This window comes from Providencia sp. PROV272 (genome assembly GCF_049901975.1).
Classification (GTDB): Bacteria; Pseudomonadota; Gammaproteobacteria; order Enterobacterales; family Enterobacteriaceae; genus Providencia; species Providencia stuartii.
The window spans coordinates 3,989,481-4,008,409 of record NZ_CP096291.1 but is presented as its reverse complement, the minus strand read 5'-3'; the positions used below and the strand labels follow the sequence as shown (position 1 = coordinate 4,008,409).

Here is an 18,929-nt window from a genome sequence, read left to right as displayed (position 1 = left end):
AAATGGGTTAAGAACAAAAAGGATACGAATTGTTTTTCATAATAGCATTTCTGCGCGCTGACGACACCATAACTGGCAGACAAACATTCTAGAGGCTACATTTTTATAGGGGAATGATCGTGATCTTGGCTGCAAACTTAATTTATTTATGCTGCATCAGTCGATAGTTTTAGTATCTATTATTAAACTCTAAAAATCGTCACATAACAGGAATAAATCATGTCAGAACTATTTTATCAGCAGATTAAAGAGCAGTTAGCCCAAACAGAGGCTGCTGGTTTGTTTAAGCATGAGCGGATAATTACTTCCTCGCAAGATGCAGATATTGAAATTGTTGGTAATAAGCGAGTTGTTAATTTTTGTGCCAACAATTACTTGGGATTAGCAAATCACCCAGATTTGATTGAAGCCGCGAAGCAGGGTATGGATAGTCACGGTTTTGGTATGGCTTCTGTCCGTTTTATTTGTGGAACACAAGATAGCCATAAACAACTCGAAAAGAAATTGGCTGATTTTTTAGGTATGGAGGACGCCATACTCTATTCCTCTTGTTTTGATGCGAATGGGGGATTATTTGAAACCTTGCTAGGCCCCGAAGACGCGGTCATTTCAGATGCGTTAAACCATGCTTCCATTATCGATGGAATACGCCTTTGTAAAGCTAAACGGTATCGTTATGCAAATAATGATATGGCAGAGCTTAGGGCTTGTCTCGAAGAGGCTAAAGCCGCAGGTGCACGCCACATTTTGATTGCGACGGATGGTGTCTTCTCAATGGATGGTGTTATTGCCAATTTGAAAGCGGTTTGTGACCTAGCAGATGAATTCCAAGCATTAGTGATGGTTGATGATTCTCATGCGGTTGGTTTTGTTGGTAAAAATGGCCGCGGCACCCATGAATATTGTGATGTGATGGGGCGAGTAGACATTATTACAGGAACACTGGGTAAAGCGCTTGGTGGGGCTTCAGGCGGTTATACGGCGGCAAAAAAAGAAGTCGTCGAGTGGTTACGTCAACGCTCTCGTCCTTACTTATTTTCCAACTCATTAGCCCCCGCTATCGTTGCGGCCTCGATTAAAGTCATCGATATGATGAGTGAGGGGGATGCGCTACGTGAGCGGTTATGGCGTAATGCCGCGCTATTTCGTGAAAAGATGTCTGCGGCAGGCTTCACTCTCGCTGGCGCCGATCATGCTATTATTCCCGTTATGTTAGGGGATGCGGCGCTTGCTCAAGTTTTTGCAAATGAATTACTAGAAGAAGGTATTTATGTAACTGGTTTCTTCTACCCTGTTGTTCCTCAAGGACAAGCGCGTATTCGTACACAAATGTCGGCGGCACATACGGAAGAAGATATTTTACGCGTTGTAGACGCATTCACCCGCATAGGCAAAAAACTGAAAGTCATTTCCTAATGATAATAATATAAGGCCGTTCTATGAAAGCACTGTCTAAATTAAAAGCAGAACCAGGTATATGGATGACAGAAGTTCCAAAACCGGAACTAGGGCACAATGATGTGATGATAAAAATCCGTAAAACTGCCATTTGTGGTACGGATGTTCATATCTATAACTGGGATGAATGGTCACAAAAAACCATTCCTGTTCCAATGGTTGTGGGCCATGAATATATTGGGGAAATTGTTGAGATAGGACAGGAAGTTAAAGGCTTTAAAATCGGTGATCGTGTTTCCGGTGAGGGGCATATTACATGCGGTCACTGTCGCAACTGTCGTGGGGGGCGCACGCATTTATGCCGTAACACGATTGGCGTGGGGGTAAATCGCCCCGGCTGTTTTGCACAATACCTTGTGTTGCCTGCATTTAATGCGTTTAAAATCCCCGATAATATTCCAGATGAAATTGCTGCTATCTTTGACCCATTTGGTAACGCTGTTCATACTGCGCTCTCTTTTGATCTTGTTGGTGAAGATGTTTTAGTTTCAGGAGCAGGGCCTATCGGTATTATGGCTGCCGCGGTGTGCCGACATGTGGGGGCTCGTCACGTTGTTATCACTGACATCAATGACTATCGATTAGAGCTAGCCAAAAAAATGGGTGTCACTCGTGCGGTGAATGTGGGGCGTGAAAATCTAAAAGATGTGATGAAAGAGCTTGGCATGCAAGAAGGCTTTGATGTGGCTTTAGAGGTATCTGGCTCTCCCGCGGCCTTTCACTCTATGCTAGACACGATGAACCACGGCGGTCGCATTGCTTTACTGGGGATCCCATCTTCAGAAATGGCGATTGATTGGAGTAAAGTGATCTTTAAAGGCCTATTTATCAAAGGTATTTATGGCCGAGAGATGTTTGAAACTTGGTATAAAATGGCGACCTTGATCCAATCTGGGTTAGATCTTTCACCAATAATCACCCATCAATTTTCTATCGATGATTTCCAAAAGGGCTTTGACGTGATGCGTTCAGGGCAGTCAGGAAAAGTGATATTAAATTGGGATTAGTCGGTGGTATTCCAGTTGCCGAATTTGTGCGGCAACTGGAAAGCAGTGTTAGGTTTTTGTTGTGTAAAGAACGGCTATTTTGGGGCAGATAATAGCGGCTGTAGCGTCTTATCTTGATAAATTGATTCAACCACAAACATCAGAAAATCAATCCCTTCTAGCGACGTATTTTCTGGCACTGTAAACTCACATACCCCGAGCCTAACTGGCTCCAGCGCCGTATCTTTAGGGTTGACTGTAGAAGGCGTGGGCTGTTTGTTCGGCGTTTCAGGCTGCATTTTTAACGGTTTTTGGTCTGTGGGTTGCGAACTTCCTTGTAATAAGGCGCTTACCGAGACAAGTTCTATATCTGCAGGGAGTTGCGGCAAGTATTTCTGCAAAGCACGAACGGTCGAAGGGTGTGGATGACCTATCGCAATCGCATTGCCATGTTTACGTGCATAGGCGACCGCTTTATTAAGTTGAACGCGAGTTTCTTCCTCTGATTGATGGTTATCAAGGAAGATATGGCGGCGTACAACGGGAACACCAAATTCATTTGCGGCTTTTACGGCCTGCGTATTTCCGATGGTCACGCTATCTAAAAAGAAAAAGTTCGCCTTAGACAGTGAGTTCATGACATGGCGCATACCTGAAAGACTAGAGGTCATTTCACTGCCCATATGATTATTCATGCCCTTGGCATAAGGTACTTGGCTAATGGCTCGTTTGATAATACGGTCAATTTCTTCGGCGCTCATGGTTGGTGAAAGGGTGTTTTTTTCGAGTGGTTGCTTGCTAAGGGGTTTCATCGGCATGTGAATGATAACCTCTCGCCCTTGCTGATGGGCTTTATTGGCAACAAGCTGACCATGAGGTGAATCAGGCAAGATAGCAATCGTGATTGGCGTCGGCAGCGCCAATATTTGGTTATCTTCTTTTGTGCGATAGCCAAAGTCATCAATGACTATCGCTAATTTTGCTGCACTAGCCTGAAGGCTCATCATCAAAAGAGATAAACCGATGAGTCGCATAAAAGGCCGGCGTTTTGACATAATTATATTCCTAACTATTTATTTGGCTATCTACCTAGCCAAGGGCGAGGGTTGACCGTTTTACCCTGCCGACGAATTTCGAAGTACAGTGCTGGTCGCTCTTGCCCACCACTACTTCCCACAAGGGCGATAGGTTGCCCAGCGCGAACTTCTTGCCCAACATTGACGAGAGCACTTTGGTTATAGCCATATAAGCTCATATCGCCTTTACCATGTTCAACCACGACGACGAGGCCATAACCTTGTAGCCAGTCAGCAAGTAGTACACGGCCATCGGCAATGGCTTTGACTTGTGTGCCTTCGTTAGCGCCGATAACCATACCTTTCCAGCGTAGCTCACCTGAAATTGCCTCGCCATAATTGTGCAGGGTCTGTCCGCGAACTGGCCATAGTGCTTGCCCCGCAGGGCGGCCTAAGCCACCAGTACGAGACATGAGTGAACGCTCACTCTCTGAAGGTTTATAAGTCGAGCCTTTTTGTTTGGCTTTACGCTCTTTTTCGGCCACCTCAGCACGAATACGTGCGGCTTCACGTGCTTCACGCTCCGCTCTGGCTTTCGCCTCACGTTCAGCACGCGCGATCTTATCTCGCAACCTAGATTCATTTTGTTTCATGATGGCAAGATTTTTTTGATCTTCTTTAAGCGTACTTTCAAGGGCCGCAAGAGTTTGCTTACGTGCTGCCTGAGCCTTATCGAGTTTACGTTTTTCTTGCTGTTGGCGAGCTAAAGCTGTTTTTTGTTCCGCTTGTTTTTGCTGCTCAAGCTGTTTTTGCTGATTTAGCTCAAGGGTGGTGGCCTCAAGCTGTTTAATATTTTTTTCGCGCGCTTGATTGAGGTAGCTGTAATAGGCGAGGATACGCTCTTCCCGTTGGCCTTCTTCACCTTTTAAAAACAGTGATAGACCTTGGTGCTTACCTAATCGGAAGGCGGCGTCAAGTTGCTCGGCAAGTAACTTTTCGTGCTCGGCTTTTTGCTTTTGCAATCGGTTAATATTGCTGTTTAATGAGGAAATCTCTTTATCTAATTGCTTAAGTTGAGATTGTGTCTCATGTAGCTCACGCCCTGCCGCAGAAATGTTTTTCTCTTGCTGTTGGAGTTGATTCAGCAATGATGCCCGTTTGGCTTGCTGGTTTTTGACGCTTTTTTCTTTTTCAGCGATATTTTGCAGCAAATTTTGGAGCTGATCTTTATTTTCGGTGATCTGATTGGCCGCCAATACCTGATTAGGCACCAGAGAGATTAATCCACAAACGAACAGGGTTGAAGCAATAGCCTGACGAATAGCTGCTCTTTTCATCCGGTTATGTGTATTGGCCATTCTGATAGAAAACCTCGAATAAATGCGATAGCTGATTATTTCATCTGATAGCGTGAGTTACCAGCACCCTATTCTGAATATTGCAACAAATCGCGCCGAACCAAACGCGTTTTATGACCTGATGAAAACTAAATTATCTTGTAATAATTAGCATATCATCATTTGTCATCCTATTGATTGTATAGTGTATCGCGCCATTTTGTAGCATTAAATCAAATATTTTCAGTGCTCGTTAGTGCCTCTGTGTCTTTTTTCACCACACAGAATGCTTGATTTTAACAGTGCAATTTTTTGTCACGCTTTGTGCTTATGGTAAAATGGTTCGTCTATATTGATAAATAAACGCTATTTTGTTGGGATTAGAGACCATTTCTGCGGAGTGTTTCGCAAAAAAAACAATGTAGTTTGCGCTAACTGGCTGTAATTAGCTCAACACAAAGGTATACTCTGAACCCTTTGGTATTCGTTTTTAACTAACGGGAGTGATTGCCCCCCATGATGCAAGAAATCATGCAATTCGTCAGCCGGAACATGTTATTGAGTCTGGTTTGGATCGCACTATTTGTCGCGGTGGTCGTAATGACCTTTAAAGGTTTGTTCTCTAAATCAAAAGTGATCACTCGCGCGCAGGCGATTGCTCTGATTAATAAAGAAGAGGCAGTCGTTGTGGATTTACGTACTCGTGACGACTTCCGCAAAGGGCACATTATTGATTCTATCAACTTAACGCCATCTGAAATTAAAGACAATAATTTAGGTGAGCTAGATAAACACAAACAGAAACCTGTTATTGTGGTCTCTGCAAGTGGTATGGAATCAGGCAAACCGGCTGAGCACCTCGTCCAGCACGGTTTTGAAAAAGTCTTTATCTTAAAAGAAGGGATTGCTGGCTGGTCAGGTGAAAACCTGCCGTTGGCTCGTGGTAAGAAATAATTTATCCGGCGTGTAAATTGTCATATATCCAATGATGCTCATTTGAGATAGGTTAGTTTGAACATCGGCGGGTCTATACAGTCAAATTCATATGGAAGTTAAAAGGTATTAAAACTATGTCAGAACAAAACAACTCAGAAATGGTATTCCAGATCCAACGTATCTATACAAAAGATGTTTCATTTGAAGCACCGAATGCACCACATATTTTCCAGCATGAGTGGCAGCCAGAAATCAAACTGGATTTGGATACTTCTTCTACTCAATTGACTGAAGGTGTTTATGAAGTTGTTTTGCGTGTTACCACAACAGCAAAACTGGGTGAAGAAACTGCATTCCTGTGTGAAGTTCAACAAGCCGGTGTATTCTCAATCGAAGGTATTGAAGGCACGCAAATGGCACATTGCTTAGGTGCATACTGCCCTAACATTCTGTTCCCATATGCACGTGAAGCAATCACTAGCATGGTGAGCCGTGGTACATTCCCTCAACTGAACCTTGCGCCAGTTAACTTTGATGCACTGTTTATGAATTATTTGCAACAGCAGCAAGGTGAATCAGCGCCAGATACAGAAGCTCAACAGGACGCTTAATGAAAACTGCTTCAATGACAGTCATCGGTGCCGGATCTTACGGCACCGCTTTAGCCATTACGTTAGCTCGTAATGGTCATCAGGTTGTGCTGTGGGGGCATGATCCTCAGCATATCCATACATTACAACAAGAACGTAGCAATCAGGCATTTTTGCCTGGCGTTTCTTTCCCTGATAGTTTATCTCTCGAAGCGGACCTCAAACGTGCCGTGGAAGCGAGTCCGAATATCTTGATCGTAGTACCAAGCCACGTTTTTGGTGATGTACTCAAGCAAATTCAACCTCATCTCCAAGCCAATTCTCGTGTTATTTGGGCGACTAAAGGCTTAGAAAGAGATACAGGACGCTTATTACAAGATGTGGCACGTGAAGTATTAGGCAATGAAATTCCACTCGCGGTGCTATCTGGCCCTACGTTTGCCAAAGAGCTGGCGGCGGGGATGCCGACGGCAATTTCGGTTGCGGCAACCGACAGCCAATTTGGCGATGAACTGCAACAACTTTTCCATTGCGGTAAGAGTTTCCGTGTGTACAAAAACCCTGATATGGTCGGCGTACAGCTTGGCGGAGCCGTGAAGAACGTCATTGCGATTGGCGCGGGTATTTCTGATGGTATGGGGTTTGGCGCGAATGCGCGTACCGCATTAATTACCCGTGGCCTTGCCGAAATGAGCCGGTTAGGTGCGGCATTAGGTGCTGATCCTGCCACCTTTATGGGTATGGCGGGGTTAGGTGACTTAGTGTTAACCTGTACTGATAACCAATCACGTAACCGCCGTTTTGGTATGATGCTCGGCGATGGGGTGAGTGTCAGTGAAGCCGAAAAAGAGATTGGCCAAGTGGTGGAAGGCTATCGCAATACTAAAGAAGTGAAAGCGCTTGCTGAGCGTACTGGTGTTGAGATGCCTATCACGGAGCAAATTTATCAAATCCTCTATTGCCATAAAAATGTGTTAGAGGCTGCACAGGCTCTATTAGGGCGTGCAACAAAAGATGAAATTGCTTATACGCCGACGTCGAAAGATTAAAGTTAAAAGATAAGTGAGTCATTATGTCGCGAGAAGAATTGGATAGGATCTGGGGGTTTATTAAAGAGGAAGCAAAATCGCTTGCTGATTGTGAACCGCTACTAGCCAGTTTTTTTAATGCAACACTGCTAAAGCATGACAACTTAGGCAGTGCGCTCAGCTATATGTTAGCAAACAAGCTAAGCTCTCCCATTATGCCTGCGATGGAAGTGAGGGAGATTGTTGAAGAAGCGTATCGTAATGATGAGCAGATGATCTTTTCAGCCGCAATGGATTTATCCGCCGTGCGTCTACGTGACCCCGCGGTGGATAAATACTCTACGCCACTCCTCTACCTTAAAGGGTTCCATGCATTGCAAGGTTACCGTATTGGGCATTGGCTATGGAAAGAGGGGCGCCAAGCGCTTGCGGTTTACCTGCAAAATCAAATATCAGTCACTTTTGCAGTGGATATTCACCCTGCTGCTCGTATTGGTTGTGGCATTATGCTGGATCATGCTACGGGCATTGTGATTGGTGAAACTGCCGTTGTTGAGAACGATGTTTCTATTCTTCAATCTGTGACTTTAGGCGGTACAGGCAAAACCTGCGGTGACCGTCACCCTAAAGTACGAGAAGGCGTGATGATCGGCGCTGGCGCGAAGATTCTTGGTAATATTGAGATAGGTCGTGGCGCAAAAATTGGTGCTGGCTCGGTTGTTCTTCACCCTGTTCCCCCTCATACAACCGTCGCGGGTGTACCTGCTCGGGTGGTTGGCAAGCCAAATAGTGATAAACCATCATTTGAGATGGATCAGAACTTTAATGGTTCGATTTATGGTTTTGAAGATGGCGATGGGATTTGAGAAGAGTCATTATTTTATCTGAGCTGAAACTGCTAAAAGATATGGATGAATATACTAGCCATACAGATGAGTTATTTCATGTTACTGTATCACAATTTATTGAACCTTTTAATAATAACGACAAGCAATAATAGTTAAACCCTCATCGTCTATTGAATAAATGAGCCTATTTGTTTCATCTATTCGTCTAGACCAGAAGCCAGCTAAGTTTTCTTTTAGTGGTTCTGGTTTTTCTATCCCATAAAAGGGGTTCTTTTAGTATCGTCAATGAGCTTATTAATGCGTTTGAGCGTTTTTTGTCTTGGGTTTGCCAGTATAGATAGTCTTCCCATCCTTGGTCAGTTCATATTAAAAATCTACTCATTTATAAGCTCTCTTTTCTTTACTTTTCCGGCTTTAAATTGAGCGATTGATTTATTTAAATGTTCGGCATTTGCTGGTGAGCGTAATAAATCGTTTCCATTAGGCTATTGTAATACTCTAAAGACATAACTACAGCATCCTCTGAGTCACGACAAGTGATGATAGTTGTATCTGCATCATCAACAACGCTATCTAATACCGATTTTAGATTATTTCTAGCATCACTAAATGAAATTGTTTTCATTTTCCCTCCTATACTTGTACTTTATTCTGTACAGGTATAATGGCGTTAGTTATAAGGACAGTTCAAGCATGCATGGCTGCTAAATCAGTCGCGTAATAATGCTCCTGCGTAACCCAACTGCCTCCATGCCTCGAACACCACCACCGCAACAGAGTTGGATAGGTTCATACTGCGACTATCTGCCAACATAGGGATACGAATTTTTTGCTCAATTGGCATATTGTCGAGTACGTAAGGGGGTAATCCCCGCGTTTCTGGACCAAACATTAAATAATCATCTTGCCGATAGCTTACATTACTGTGGCTTGGCTTACCTTTGGTGGTTAAAGCAAAAACGCGAGCACCGCTAGCAGATTGGTTATTATCAGGACTTAAGCCTTCGCTATCTAAAAAAGCATAATAGTCATGATGGTGTTTGATATCGGCGAATTCACTGTAATCTAAGCCTGCACGGCGTAGTCGCTTATCATCCCAAGTAAAGCCTAGCGGATGGATAAGGTGCAAACTAAATCCGGTATTGGCACAAAGGCGAATAATATTGCCCGTATTTGGCGGGATCTCTGGTTCGAATAAAACAATATGTGGCATAACGAATGGTTGTATTAAACAGTCAAGTTAGATGGAACAATGAGGAAGGATTTTACGCGCAAATGGTACAAGTTGCATGTAGTTGTTGAAGCTAAATAAAAAAGCGGGTTCGATAAGGAACCCGCTGTTAAGTGAAGGATCTCAATTAAAGGCTATTGCTGCTTATAGCCGTTAGGGTTTTGAGATTGCCAACGCCAGCTGTCATTAACCATATCTTGTACTGAATATTGTGCTTTCCATCCTAAATCATTAAAGGCCTTTTTAGGGCTAGACCAACATTCAGCGATATCGCCAGGGCGGCGCTCAACAATTTTATACGGGATAGGTTTACCTGATGCTTTTTCAAAAGCAGCAATCATCTCTAATACACTCGTTCCTTTACCCGTACCTAGGTTATAGATATGTAGGCCTGCTTGATGGCTGACATTGTTTAATGCTGCAATATGACCGCTAGCTAAATCCATAACATGGATATAATCACGTACGCCAGTACCATCTGGAGTTGGGTAGTCAGAGCCAAATACCATGACTTCTTTATGACGACCAACTGCTACTTGAGCGATATAAGGTGTTAGGTTATTTGGAATACCCTGTGGGTCTTCACCAATTAAACCTGATTGGTGGGCGCCAACGGGATTAAAGTAGCGTAGTAAAGTAACCGACCAATCGTTATGTGCAATATATAGATCAGCAAGAATACGCTCAACCATATATTTACTGGTGCCATATGGGTTGGTAGTACCACCGACTTTAGAGTCTTCGGTTAATGGTACTTCTTCTGGATCACCATACACAGTAGCCGATGAGCTAAAAATTAAGCTTTTGACGCCCGCTTTTTGCATACTGGCAAGTAATACTAACGTGCCATTGACGTTATTATCATAATACTCAATCGGTTTTTGAACAGATTCACCAACCGCTTTTAGCCCAGCAAAGTGGATCACCGATGTGATTTGGTGCTCAGCAAAAATCGTATCCAGAATAGCGTTATCACGTACATCACCGGCATAGAAGACAGGTTTTTTACCTGTGATGGTTTCAATGCGGTTGAGTACTTCTGGGTTGGCATTACATAAATTATCTAAAATAATTGGCTGTATGCCTTGTTCAATCATCTGCACACAGGTATGGCTACCAATGTAGCCAAGACCGCCTGTGACTAAGACCTTTGTATGATTCATTTTAAATTCCTGTACGACTAGTACTCATAGACATAGTTATAGTCGTCTGATTTCGCATCGATACCATTGAGGATCACGCCTGTGATTTCGATATCGTTTTGTTTAAAGCGTTTTAGCGATAGCTCAATATCTTTCACCGTATTGACACCATAGTAGGCAATAAGCAGTGAGGTGCCGACGTACTTACCGATAATCGCGGAGTCAGTGATTGCTAAGATTGGGGCGGTATCGATAACCACGATATCATATTGCCCTTTCATCGTGTCGAGCAGGTGTTTAAAACGTTCTCCCATCAGTAACTCAGAAGAGTGAGTGACATTTTTACCACGGCAGATCACATCTAGGTTTTCAATCACACCACGGTGGATGGCCGGTTGCGTAATGTCCTGCTGAGCCAAATATTCGGATAACCCCGTTTTATTGCTTAAACCAAAGGCTTTATGAATACGACCTTTACGTAAGTCGGTATCAATTAAGAGGACTTTTTTACCCGCATTAGCTAATACAACCGCCATATTAGAGGTAACAAAGCTTTTACCTACGCCCGGTGACGCACTACTGATCATCACCAAGTTATTCCCTTGGTTCATCACCGAGAAGTAAACGCTGGTGCGTAGGGAACGGATGGCTTCTACTGCCGTATCGGCTGGGTTTTCCAATGCAAGTGGGCGCTGATTCCCCGCTGCGATTAATTTTTTCTCATAATTAGAGAACGGGATAGTGGCATAGACGTTAACACCCAATGCATCGATATCCTCAGTACCTTTAATCTTATTATTAAAGAACTCACGGGCGATCACATAAGCGCAACCCACAATAAAGCCGAGGATAGTGGCAAGAACGAGTATCAATGATTTTTTCGGTGCCACGGCATTAGGTTGGGATTCTGCCGAGTCAATAATGCGTACATCGGCGGTGATCCCGGAGTTTAATACGCTCAGCTCTTGCTGTTTGGCCACTAGCTGATTATAGATAGCTTGTTCGGATTCCACATCACGGGTTAAACGCACAATCTGTTGCTGGGTATTGGGAAGTTTTTGGATATTTTTACTGATTTTCTCTTTTTCACGTAACAGTTTTTGACGCTTATCCAGCAATGATTGGTAAGCGGGGTGGTTACGGGTGTAGAGCTGCTGGATCTCTACCTCTTTAAAGGTTAACTCATTGAGTTTCTCTTCGACTTGCAAGGCGCTATCAAGAGCCGATTTAGCCTCTAAGGACAGGTCGATAGATTCGTTCTTTTTACGAAAAGCATTTAATTGGTTTTCATAGTTATCTAATTTAGCTTTTACTTTCGGTAAATATTCATCTAAGAACAATAAGGTATTATTGGTGACCTCTTTTTTACGCTCGGTATTTTGGTCCACATAGTTTTGGATAATACTATTTAAAATCTGTACATTTTCCGCTTTGTCAGCACCTTTAATTTCCATGCTGATAATGCCAGTGCCTTTACCAACCTCTGCGATCGCTAAAGTTTTTCGTAAGTTTTCGATAGTAGAATAGCGGGCATTTTTAATGAGAGTAAATTCTTGGCCGACCTCGGCATTGATTGAAGATACCAGCAAGCTGATTTCATCTTGTTTTAGGAGTTCGCCCACTTTGCCTTCAAAGGTTTGGTTATCAATATGAAGAGCATAACGGTTTTCGCCTAAATAGGTCAGGATAGCGGGTTCACCAATAAGATGTTCAGGTAAAGAATAGAGGGAAATAGCGACAGAAGCTTTGTCTCCCCAAAGCCTATCGAAAAAACCAGCGGGTGCGGTGTGGGTATCTAAATTAAGGTCTGCAACCGTTTTACCGAGCACCATCCGAGACTTAATGACCTCGATTTCGGAATCGGCTTGACTATTATTGTTAGCAAATGGCATCACATCGCTCATTTGATCTAACAATGAAACTTGGCTCATTTTATCGTATTGCAGTGTCGCATTGGCTTGATAGATTGGTGTCGCTAGAAAACTATAAGTGGCACCAATCACAATAAAAAAGAGGGTAAAAAAGCCGATTTTAAGGTAGCTGGATTTGAGTATCTTAAATAGCGCCAGCAGATCGATTTCGTCAGAGGCAGCGGAGCTGGTTTTTGTTGTGTTCATAATCAATTAACGTTAAGCCTTCAAATAGTAAAATTAAATTTTCCCTTGCCACTGTATAACGGCTTTTTCCATCAGTTGATAAACATGCTCGAACATTTCATCACTGCGTTTATGCGGATCTGGGATCTCGGTTTTATTTAGCCACTGGCCAAACAGCATGACTTTGCCACGCGTCTCGGGGAATTGTTGATGGATTCTATCAATATGGTCGTTCTCCATCACTAGGATTAAGTCTGCTTCTTTACATAACTCACTGGTTAAACGACGTGATTGATGACCATCTAAAGAGAGATTGTGGTTTTGTGCAATACGGATGGCGCTATCATAAGCGGGGCGACCCTCTTTGGCGATAATGCCCGCGGAGTGTACCTTTTTATCGGGGAAATGGGCTTGTAATAGGCGCTCCCCCGTGGGGGAGCGGCATATATTCCCCATACAGACAACGAGAATATTGTTAAACATATGGATTACCAGTCGTGAACGCGTTTGACACCTTCGGTTAGCTGATTATATGACGCGATGGTTGGTAGTAATTGAGTGATTAGGCGGTTCCAACGTACAACGGGTGCTGCGGTAACATAAACCAAGTCATAAGGTTGCAGTTTAAATTCCGTTCCCATCACCATTGACGTTGCGTCGGATAAATCTAACTGATAAACCGCCGCCATTTTTTTCGGCAGTAGGGCATCCAGCTCTTTATCCCCCGAAGTTTGGTTTTTAATTGGACGGATGACAAATACGCCGGTTGCATTAGCGGTGGTTTGATCTATACCACCCGCTTTACTCAGTGCCTCAGTAATATTCATCCCGGCACGATCAATAGTTAGGGTGTTTGGCTGACCCACTTCGCCCATCACAAACACTTTCTGCCCGTCGTTACGTGGTACGTATAACACATCCCCCGGTAGCATCAGATGGTTTTGGGTTAGGTCGCCATACTGAACTAATGCTTGCAGTGAGATTTTAATTTCTTTGCCATTTCGGGTGAGTACGACATTATCCCAATCGGCTTTTTCAGTCAGGCCGCCTGCATTATTAAAGGCCTCTAAAACCGTTAGCGGTACGTTAGTAATCGGTAATGTACCCGGTTTAGCCACTTCACCTGAAACATACATTTTTTGTGAGCGGAAGGCGGCAATGCTGACATCCACTTGTGGTGACTCGATATAAGTCGATAGACGGTTACTCACTAGATTACGGATTTCAGTGACGGTTTTGCCTAGGACTTTCACTTTACCGATATACGGATAGTAGATAGTACCATCGGAATGCACCCAGTTACCGGAGTCCGCGGCGCTACGATAAGAGCCAGCAGGAATGGTTAACTCAGGGTGATCCCATACCGTAATGGTTAATACATCACCCACACCAACACGGTACTCATAGTTTGCCAGTTGCTTCTCTAGGGTTGGGTTGGGTTTTGCAATAACTTGTGGGGTATACATCTCATCTAACAGTTTTGGCGAGATCGGGTAGATATCGACAAATTTAGAAATATCACGATCGCCAGTGTCGACGACATTTTTTCCCGAGGTAGACATATAGACACCAGGGGTAACAGTACAGCCAGTTAATGCTGTGAGCATGATTGCAATAACAGAAAGACGTTTCATAAACACTCGCGATCCCTTTGGCAAGATGATTAAAAATATTTTATTTATTTAAATTCATACTGAACAGTATTAGCAATCCCTTTCTCCAGTGTGACTGGCGGTGTGAAAGAGGTGTCAGCAATATAGTTTGACTTAAACTGCGTTCTAGCACAAGATTTTTTCACTCGGATACTGCTTACTGGAAATTCTTTACCTGTCAGTTTAGATAAGATATCGAAACAATATCCGCCCATAATACCGATAGGATAAGGAATACGAATATTAGATTTGGACTTACCTAAAGCATTACAAATGACGGTAGTTAGCTCATCCATAGTAAAATCTGGCTTATCAATATAGTTAAAAACGTGTTTACCTTTAGTGAAGGTAGTAGCGAAATGGATAAATGCTGCAACGTTTTCAACATATGCCATCGATTTTTGGTTATTACCACCACCAATCATTAAAAAACGACCGGAAGCAATTTGACGGAATAGATTATAAACATTTCCACGATTATTCTCGCCAAATACCACCGTTGGACGAATAGTAACTAGTATATTGTCACTTGATTTAGCTTGCCAAGCATCATACACATGTTCTGCTTGTAGCTTTGACTTCCCATAATCATTAAATGGATGATATTCACCATCTTCACCAGTCTCTTTTTCTACAAATCCATAAACAGCAACAGAAGAGGTAAATACGATATGTTTAATACCGAGTTGTTCAGCAACATCACAGACATTTTTCGCTCCATCCACGTTTACTTCGTAGTATAGGCTAATAGGATGAACGTTATCTTTATGTTGGGCGGAAAGGTTAATGATTACATCACTTCCTTTTAATGGCTCAACAAGTGTTTCAGGCTTAGTGACATCACCAAATTCCCATTTTTCAGGATGAGCTTCACTTTTTTGGATATCAACAATTTTAAAGTCGATATTTTGAGATTTTAATTGATTGGATAGACGTGTACCGATAAAACCGGAACCACCGATGATTGTTAGCATATTATTCCTTAATGAGAGTGACATATTTTTCTCTTGAGTTTCGTATGTCAAAAAATTTCTTTATATTTTGAGCATTTGAATAATAATATTGATAGTTACATATCGCGAATTCAGATAATAAGTGCAACGCTCGGTCATGTTAGATGGAAGGACGGTTAGCTACTGATAAGCTATCCTGCTCTTCCGACCAAAGATGAGCGAGTAAGTATGAAGTATCAGCAACTAACCGAAGGACAACGATACCAGATATCGATACTGCGTGAGGATAATTTATCCTGCCATGAGATAGGTATCCGTATCGGTGTAAGCAAGTCCACGGTCTCCCGTGAACTGAGGCGTAACACTTCAGATACTGGTTATAACCCACAACAGGCACACCAGAAGTGCTGTGATAGGCGGCTGTCATCTGCCAAAAGGACAATTCCTCAGCAGACCATAGATTTCGTGATATTTGCTCTGGAGTGGAAGTGGAGTCCTGAGCAAATAAGTGCAATTGGCAGCATTATTGGTCTTAGCGTCAGCCATGAATGGATTTACCAGTATATCTATGCGGATAAGCGTAGCGGTGGCGAGTTGTACAGGCATCTTAGGCAGGGCAAACGGCGATATCGTAAGGGCTACGGGCAGAAACGAGGGCGCATCCCTGATGCGGTATCCATTGAGCTACGGCCGTCAGTCGTCGATGACCGTAGCCGTCTGGGGGACTGGGAGGCCGATTTGGTGCAGGGTAAACAGGGCACTGGTGCTATCGTGACACTGGCAGAACGCAAAAGCCGTATTTACCTGACAAAAAAGGTGTTTTCAAAGGATGCGGTGGAAGTCAGTAAGGCCATTATCTCACTGCTGAGTGAGTATCAGGATGTATGTCACACAATAACGTTCGATAACGGTCTAGAGTTTAGTGAGCACAAGGCGATAGCAGAAGCACTGAACGCAGATACGTACTTTGCCCATCCGTATGCCTCGCATGAGCGTGGGCTGAACGAGAATACGAATGGGTTGTTAAGACAGTTTATCCCGAAAGGAACAGACCTGCGGACAGTGACAGAAGAAGACTTACAACGCTATCAGGGAGCGTTGAACAGCAGGCCACGCAAGTGTCTGGGGTTCAGACAACCTTCGGTGGTGTTTGCGGAGCTAAGAAAGGCGGCTTAGCGTTGCACTTCGGACTTGAATCCGCCTTCTATACCTAAAGCATTCAAAATCACCCGCATGGAATACAAAGTAATTAGAATAATGATGATTTGGCGTATATAAAGAGAGATTGTATTTTTAAGGATTTTTTTATTGGACATCGAAAGTAAAAACTCAATATTGGTAATAAGTAAATTTAACATTCCACCGATAAATGTCTAAACTAAATAGCTATTACCATGAAAGGGGATGGCGAATAACTGCGGAACCAATAAAGCCTGCACCACCAGTAACTAATATTTTCACTGAAAACCTTGGTATTTAATAATTTATTAAGTAAGAATAAATTTAGCTATGGTATAAATGTTTACTGCAATATTTGATCAGCCATAGCTACCGCACTGGGTTGTCGGGTCCCAGAGCACCATCGAATTCTACATTCGTGCTTATCAATTGAAAACATTACGTTTTTACGTAGTCGCTCAATTGATAAGCACGTCTTATCATTCATTGCCCTCAAAAGGGCATGCATTTTCGCTGACTCGGTCAAGCGAAAGCGCCTAATAATATCACTAAATATAGTTGCTGACTACCGGTGTGATTGTCTTAGAGAATAGTCTTATTATTTTGCTAACTCTCTAACCTATTGTAAAGAATAGATTTATATTCTTTTGGATTCCTTTGTTGACCGTAGGCAATATTTTATCTGCTATCTTAGGAAATAACCTTATTTTTTATGGATGTATTTTATTCATTCGATTGAGATATATTTCTATACCCGAATATCGAGTTAAGATAAGTGAAATAATTTAGAAATATATCATTTTTATTTTTTGATTATGCTAAATACGCCTTAGTGACGTTAAATTAATAAAGAGCAATAATTAATTTTATTATTTTATTAAATGAATAAAAAAGCATCAGAAATAAACCTTTCTGATAATTATAGTGTGATTTCTAAATAAGTCGAATTTCGACTAGAAATAAAAAACTAGCCGCGAATAATTCAGCGGCTAGTTTTATCATGGATATAACACTTTTATTAATGGCGATTGATTACCATTCGAACGGTACGGTTACCATGACGGAAGCACCAATATCATCCCTGGTGTCGTAATCTGTTTGCGATACCCAGACTTTAGCATCGGTGTTGACCATGTTATCAAAGTTATGCCACCAACCTAAATCGACACCCTTGATTGTTTCTGATTTAGGGTAGATTTTGTTTTGTGGATAACTTTCTTTATTGACCTTGGCATAGACTAAACGTGTACTAACACGGTTATCATCGTCAAGGGTGTATTCCACTTTAGCTGATAACATACGGCCATCACCACCCATGGCATGACCCAAAGGTGCACCTTGTTGGTAGTATCCATTTTGGTAGATAAAGTGAGTATACATCACGCCGTTTTTGTTCCATTCGGTATGGGTATTAGAACCTTCAATATACCAGCTTAAAGGCTGACCCCATGCAGTATGGTAGCCTTCGATACCCCCCATAAAAGCATTTTTCGATGGGAACATACCGGCTTCATCTTCACCGATCATTTGGCCGTAAACACTGACAGGTAAACCAATCAGCGGGTAGAGTTTGATTTTAGCGTCAAGCCCTGCAAGCTGGTTACCGGGGTCATCATTTTGATCGCCTGTGTTATCTTTACCGGCCATCGCATTCCAGAAAGAATTCCAGTTGTTAGGGCGACCTTCACCTCCCCACATGACTACGCGTGAACCCCCTAACTCAAAGAAATCCGTTGGGTTCATAGTCATACGTAAACCAATGAGCTTGGTATGGGGTTGTGAGGAGTACTGCTTAATTTGGCCTGCTGTAAGCTGATATTGCCATGAGCCAATCCATGATAACCAAGGGGTTTCAAAAGGACTTTGGTCTGCACGCTGTATCAGGAAACCTGTGACAGGACGTGCTGCATCAGTACGGATCAAGCTACCATCATGGCCAGGCCCCCACCATTGAGGGATCTCACCAAAGCTAACCCATTGGTTCCAAATTTTCACGCCGCCGTAAGAACCATTAAGGTTATAGTCAGAGCCATTTTCAACACGTAACGCTCGTTCAGCATTCGCTTTTAAATTTAAATCGACATCATCGGTGCTGTAATTACCTTCAACGGTATAACGGAAATCACTGTATTCGCTTTGCGCGAACCCCTGTGGCATGGATGGCTTACTCGTTGACAGGTAGGTTTGTAATTGGAGGTTATTTTTAGTGCGACTGAGTTGTTGCTTAATACGCTGCACAATCGCTTCTTGTTCACTATTGGTGATATTTGCATTATTAAGTGAGCGGGTAATTTCTTCTGAAGATAGGGGCCATGTAGAAAGGCTGATTTGAATAACATTACGTTCTGATAACCATGCAAGGTCGTTTCGTAAGTTATTATCCGGTAGAACGAGACCCCCAGCAAGAGTATTGCCACTCATTACGCCCAATACCGTTAAAATGGCCAACTTGGTAAGCTTGATTTTTTTCATTGATG

At 42.8% G+C, this 18,929-nt stretch carries 18 protein-coding genes; 7 read left to right on the top strand and 11 right to left on the bottom strand.

Translation table 11 applies throughout. The features are described 5' to 3' along the window. The first annotated feature begins 219 nt into the window (after nt 1–219). Both M1E93_RS18635 and tdh read left to right on the top strand, forming a co-directional pair. Nucleotides 220–1,416 carry a glycine C-acetyltransferase gene (locus M1E93_RS18635; protein WP_004924294.1) on the top strand — a complete coding sequence of 399 codons (1,197 nt, stop codon included), beginning with the start codon at nt 220–222 and terminating at the stop codon, nt 1,414–1,416. Nucleotides 1,417–1,439: 23 nt separating this feature from the next. Continuing rightward, nucleotides 1,440–2,465, top strand: a complete 1,026-nt coding sequence (gene tdh, locus M1E93_RS18630; protein ID WP_036942514.1) for an L-threonine 3-dehydrogenase — start codon at nt 1,440–1,442, stop codon at nt 2,463–2,465. Nucleotides 2,466–2,539: 74 nt separating this feature from the next. Here the strand turns inward: tdh and M1E93_RS18625 are convergent, their stop codons facing one another. Then, nucleotides 2,540–3,499, bottom strand: a complete 960-nt coding sequence (locus M1E93_RS18625) for a divergent polysaccharide deacetylase family protein (protein ID WP_104873128.1) — start codon at nt 3,497–3,499, stop codon at nt 2,540–2,542. Nucleotides 3,500–3,525: 26 nt separating this feature from the next. After that, nucleotides 3,526–4,818: a murein hydrolase activator EnvC gene (envC, locus tag M1E93_RS18620; RefSeq protein ID WP_004924302.1), complete on the bottom strand. Its 1,293-nt coding sequence runs from the start codon at nt 4,816–4,818 to the stop codon at nt 3,526–3,528. 495 nt (nt 4,819–5,313) lie between these two features. Here envC and M1E93_RS18615 point away from each other — a divergent pair, with 495 nt between their 5' ends. The 4 genes from M1E93_RS18615 to cysE all read left to right on the top strand — a co-directional run bounded on the left by M1E93_RS18615 (nt 5,314) and on the right by cysE (nt 8,217). Next, entirely contained in the window at nt 5,314–5,751 is a 438-nt protein-coding gene (locus M1E93_RS18615; RefSeq protein WP_004924305.1) for a rhodanese-like domain-containing protein, read from the top strand. A 116-nt stretch (nt 5,752–5,867) separates the two neighbouring features. Then, a complete protein-coding gene (gene secB / locus M1E93_RS18610) occupies nt 5,868–6,344 on the top strand; it encodes a protein-export chaperone SecB (RefSeq protein ID WP_014657213.1) in 477 nt (158 codons plus the stop codon). Further along, the gene (gpsA, locus tag M1E93_RS18605; RefSeq protein ID WP_004924313.1) at nt 6,344–7,372 is read left to right on the top strand and encodes an NAD(P)H-dependent glycerol-3-phosphate dehydrogenase; all 1,029 of its coding nucleotides are present in this window, start codon (nt 6,344–6,346) and stop codon (nt 7,370–7,372) included. The genes secB and gpsA overlap by 1 nt, the downstream gene beginning before the upstream one ends. Before the next feature lie 23 nt (nt 7,373–7,395). Then, complete coding sequence (gene cysE, locus M1E93_RS18600) at nt 7,396–8,217, top strand: serine O-acetyltransferase (RefSeq protein WP_004924317.1); 822 nt, start codon at nt 7,396–7,398, stop codon at nt 8,215–8,217. A 108-nt stretch (nt 8,218–8,325) separates the two neighbouring features. Here the strand turns inward: cysE and M1E93_RS18595 are convergent, their stop codons facing one another. The 8 genes from M1E93_RS18595 to M1E93_RS18560 all read right to left on the bottom strand — a co-directional run bounded on the left by M1E93_RS18595 (nt 8,326) and on the right by M1E93_RS18560 (nt 15,294). Then, nucleotides 8,326–8,454, bottom strand: coding sequence for a Txe/YoeB family addiction module toxin (locus M1E93_RS18595; RefSeq protein ID WP_426207296.1), 129 nt, complete (start codon nt 8,452–8,454; stop codon nt 8,326–8,328). Nucleotides 8,455–8,635: 181 nt separating this feature from the next. Beyond that, nucleotides 8,636–8,824: a type II toxin-antitoxin system Phd/YefM family antitoxin gene (locus M1E93_RS18590; protein WP_426207048.1), complete on the bottom strand. Its 189-nt coding sequence runs from the start codon at nt 8,822–8,824 to the stop codon at nt 8,636–8,638. Nucleotides 8,825–8,908: 84 nt separating this feature from the next. Beyond that, on the bottom strand, nt 8,909–9,412 hold the full coding sequence (gene trmL, locus M1E93_RS18585) for a tRNA (uridine(34)/cytosine(34)/5-carboxymethylaminomethyluridine(34)-2'-O)-methyltransferase TrmL (RefSeq protein WP_014657216.1): 504 nt from the start codon (nt 9,410–9,412) through the stop codon (nt 8,909–8,911). A 152-nt stretch (nt 9,413–9,564) separates the two neighbouring features. After that, nucleotides 9,565–10,593, bottom strand: a complete 1,029-nt coding sequence (gene galE / locus M1E93_RS18580; RefSeq protein WP_104873129.1) for a UDP-glucose 4-epimerase GalE — start codon at nt 10,591–10,593, stop codon at nt 9,565–9,567. 17 nt (nt 10,594–10,610) lie between these two features. After that, nucleotides 10,611–12,689 carry a polysaccharide biosynthesis tyrosine autokinase gene (locus tag M1E93_RS18575; protein WP_104873130.1) on the bottom strand — a complete coding sequence of 693 codons (2,079 nt, stop codon included), beginning with the start codon at nt 12,687–12,689 and terminating at the stop codon, nt 10,611–10,613. A gap of 33 nt (nt 12,690–12,722) precedes the next feature. Continuing rightward, on the bottom strand, nt 12,723–13,151 hold the full coding sequence (locus M1E93_RS18570; protein ID WP_104873131.1) for a protein tyrosine phosphatase: 429 nt from the start codon (nt 13,149–13,151) through the stop codon (nt 12,723–12,725). A gap of 5 nt (nt 13,152–13,156) precedes the next feature. Next, nucleotides 13,157–14,302, bottom strand: a complete 1,146-nt coding sequence (locus M1E93_RS18565; protein WP_104873620.1) for a polysaccharide export protein — start codon at nt 14,300–14,302, stop codon at nt 13,157–13,159. Nucleotides 14,303–14,346: 44 nt separating this feature from the next. Then, entirely contained in the window at nt 14,347–15,294 is a 948-nt protein-coding gene (locus M1E93_RS18560) for an NAD-dependent epimerase/dehydratase family protein (RefSeq protein WP_426207295.1), read from the bottom strand. 207 nt (nt 15,295–15,501) lie between these two features. Between M1E93_RS18560 and M1E93_RS18555 the strand changes: the two genes are divergently transcribed. Continuing rightward, on the top strand, nt 15,502–16,449 hold the full coding sequence (locus M1E93_RS18555; RefSeq protein WP_140035165.1) for an IS30 family transposase: 948 nt from the start codon (nt 15,502–15,504) through the stop codon (nt 16,447–16,449). Nucleotides 16,450–17,484: 1,035 nt separating this feature from the next. Here M1E93_RS18555 and M1E93_RS18550 read toward each other — a convergent pair. Continuing rightward, complete coding sequence (locus M1E93_RS18550) at nt 17,485–18,924, bottom strand: capsule assembly Wzi family protein (RefSeq protein WP_104873142.1); 1,440 nt, start codon at nt 18,922–18,924, stop codon at nt 17,485–17,487. Nucleotides 18,925–18,929 lie beyond the last annotated feature (5 nt).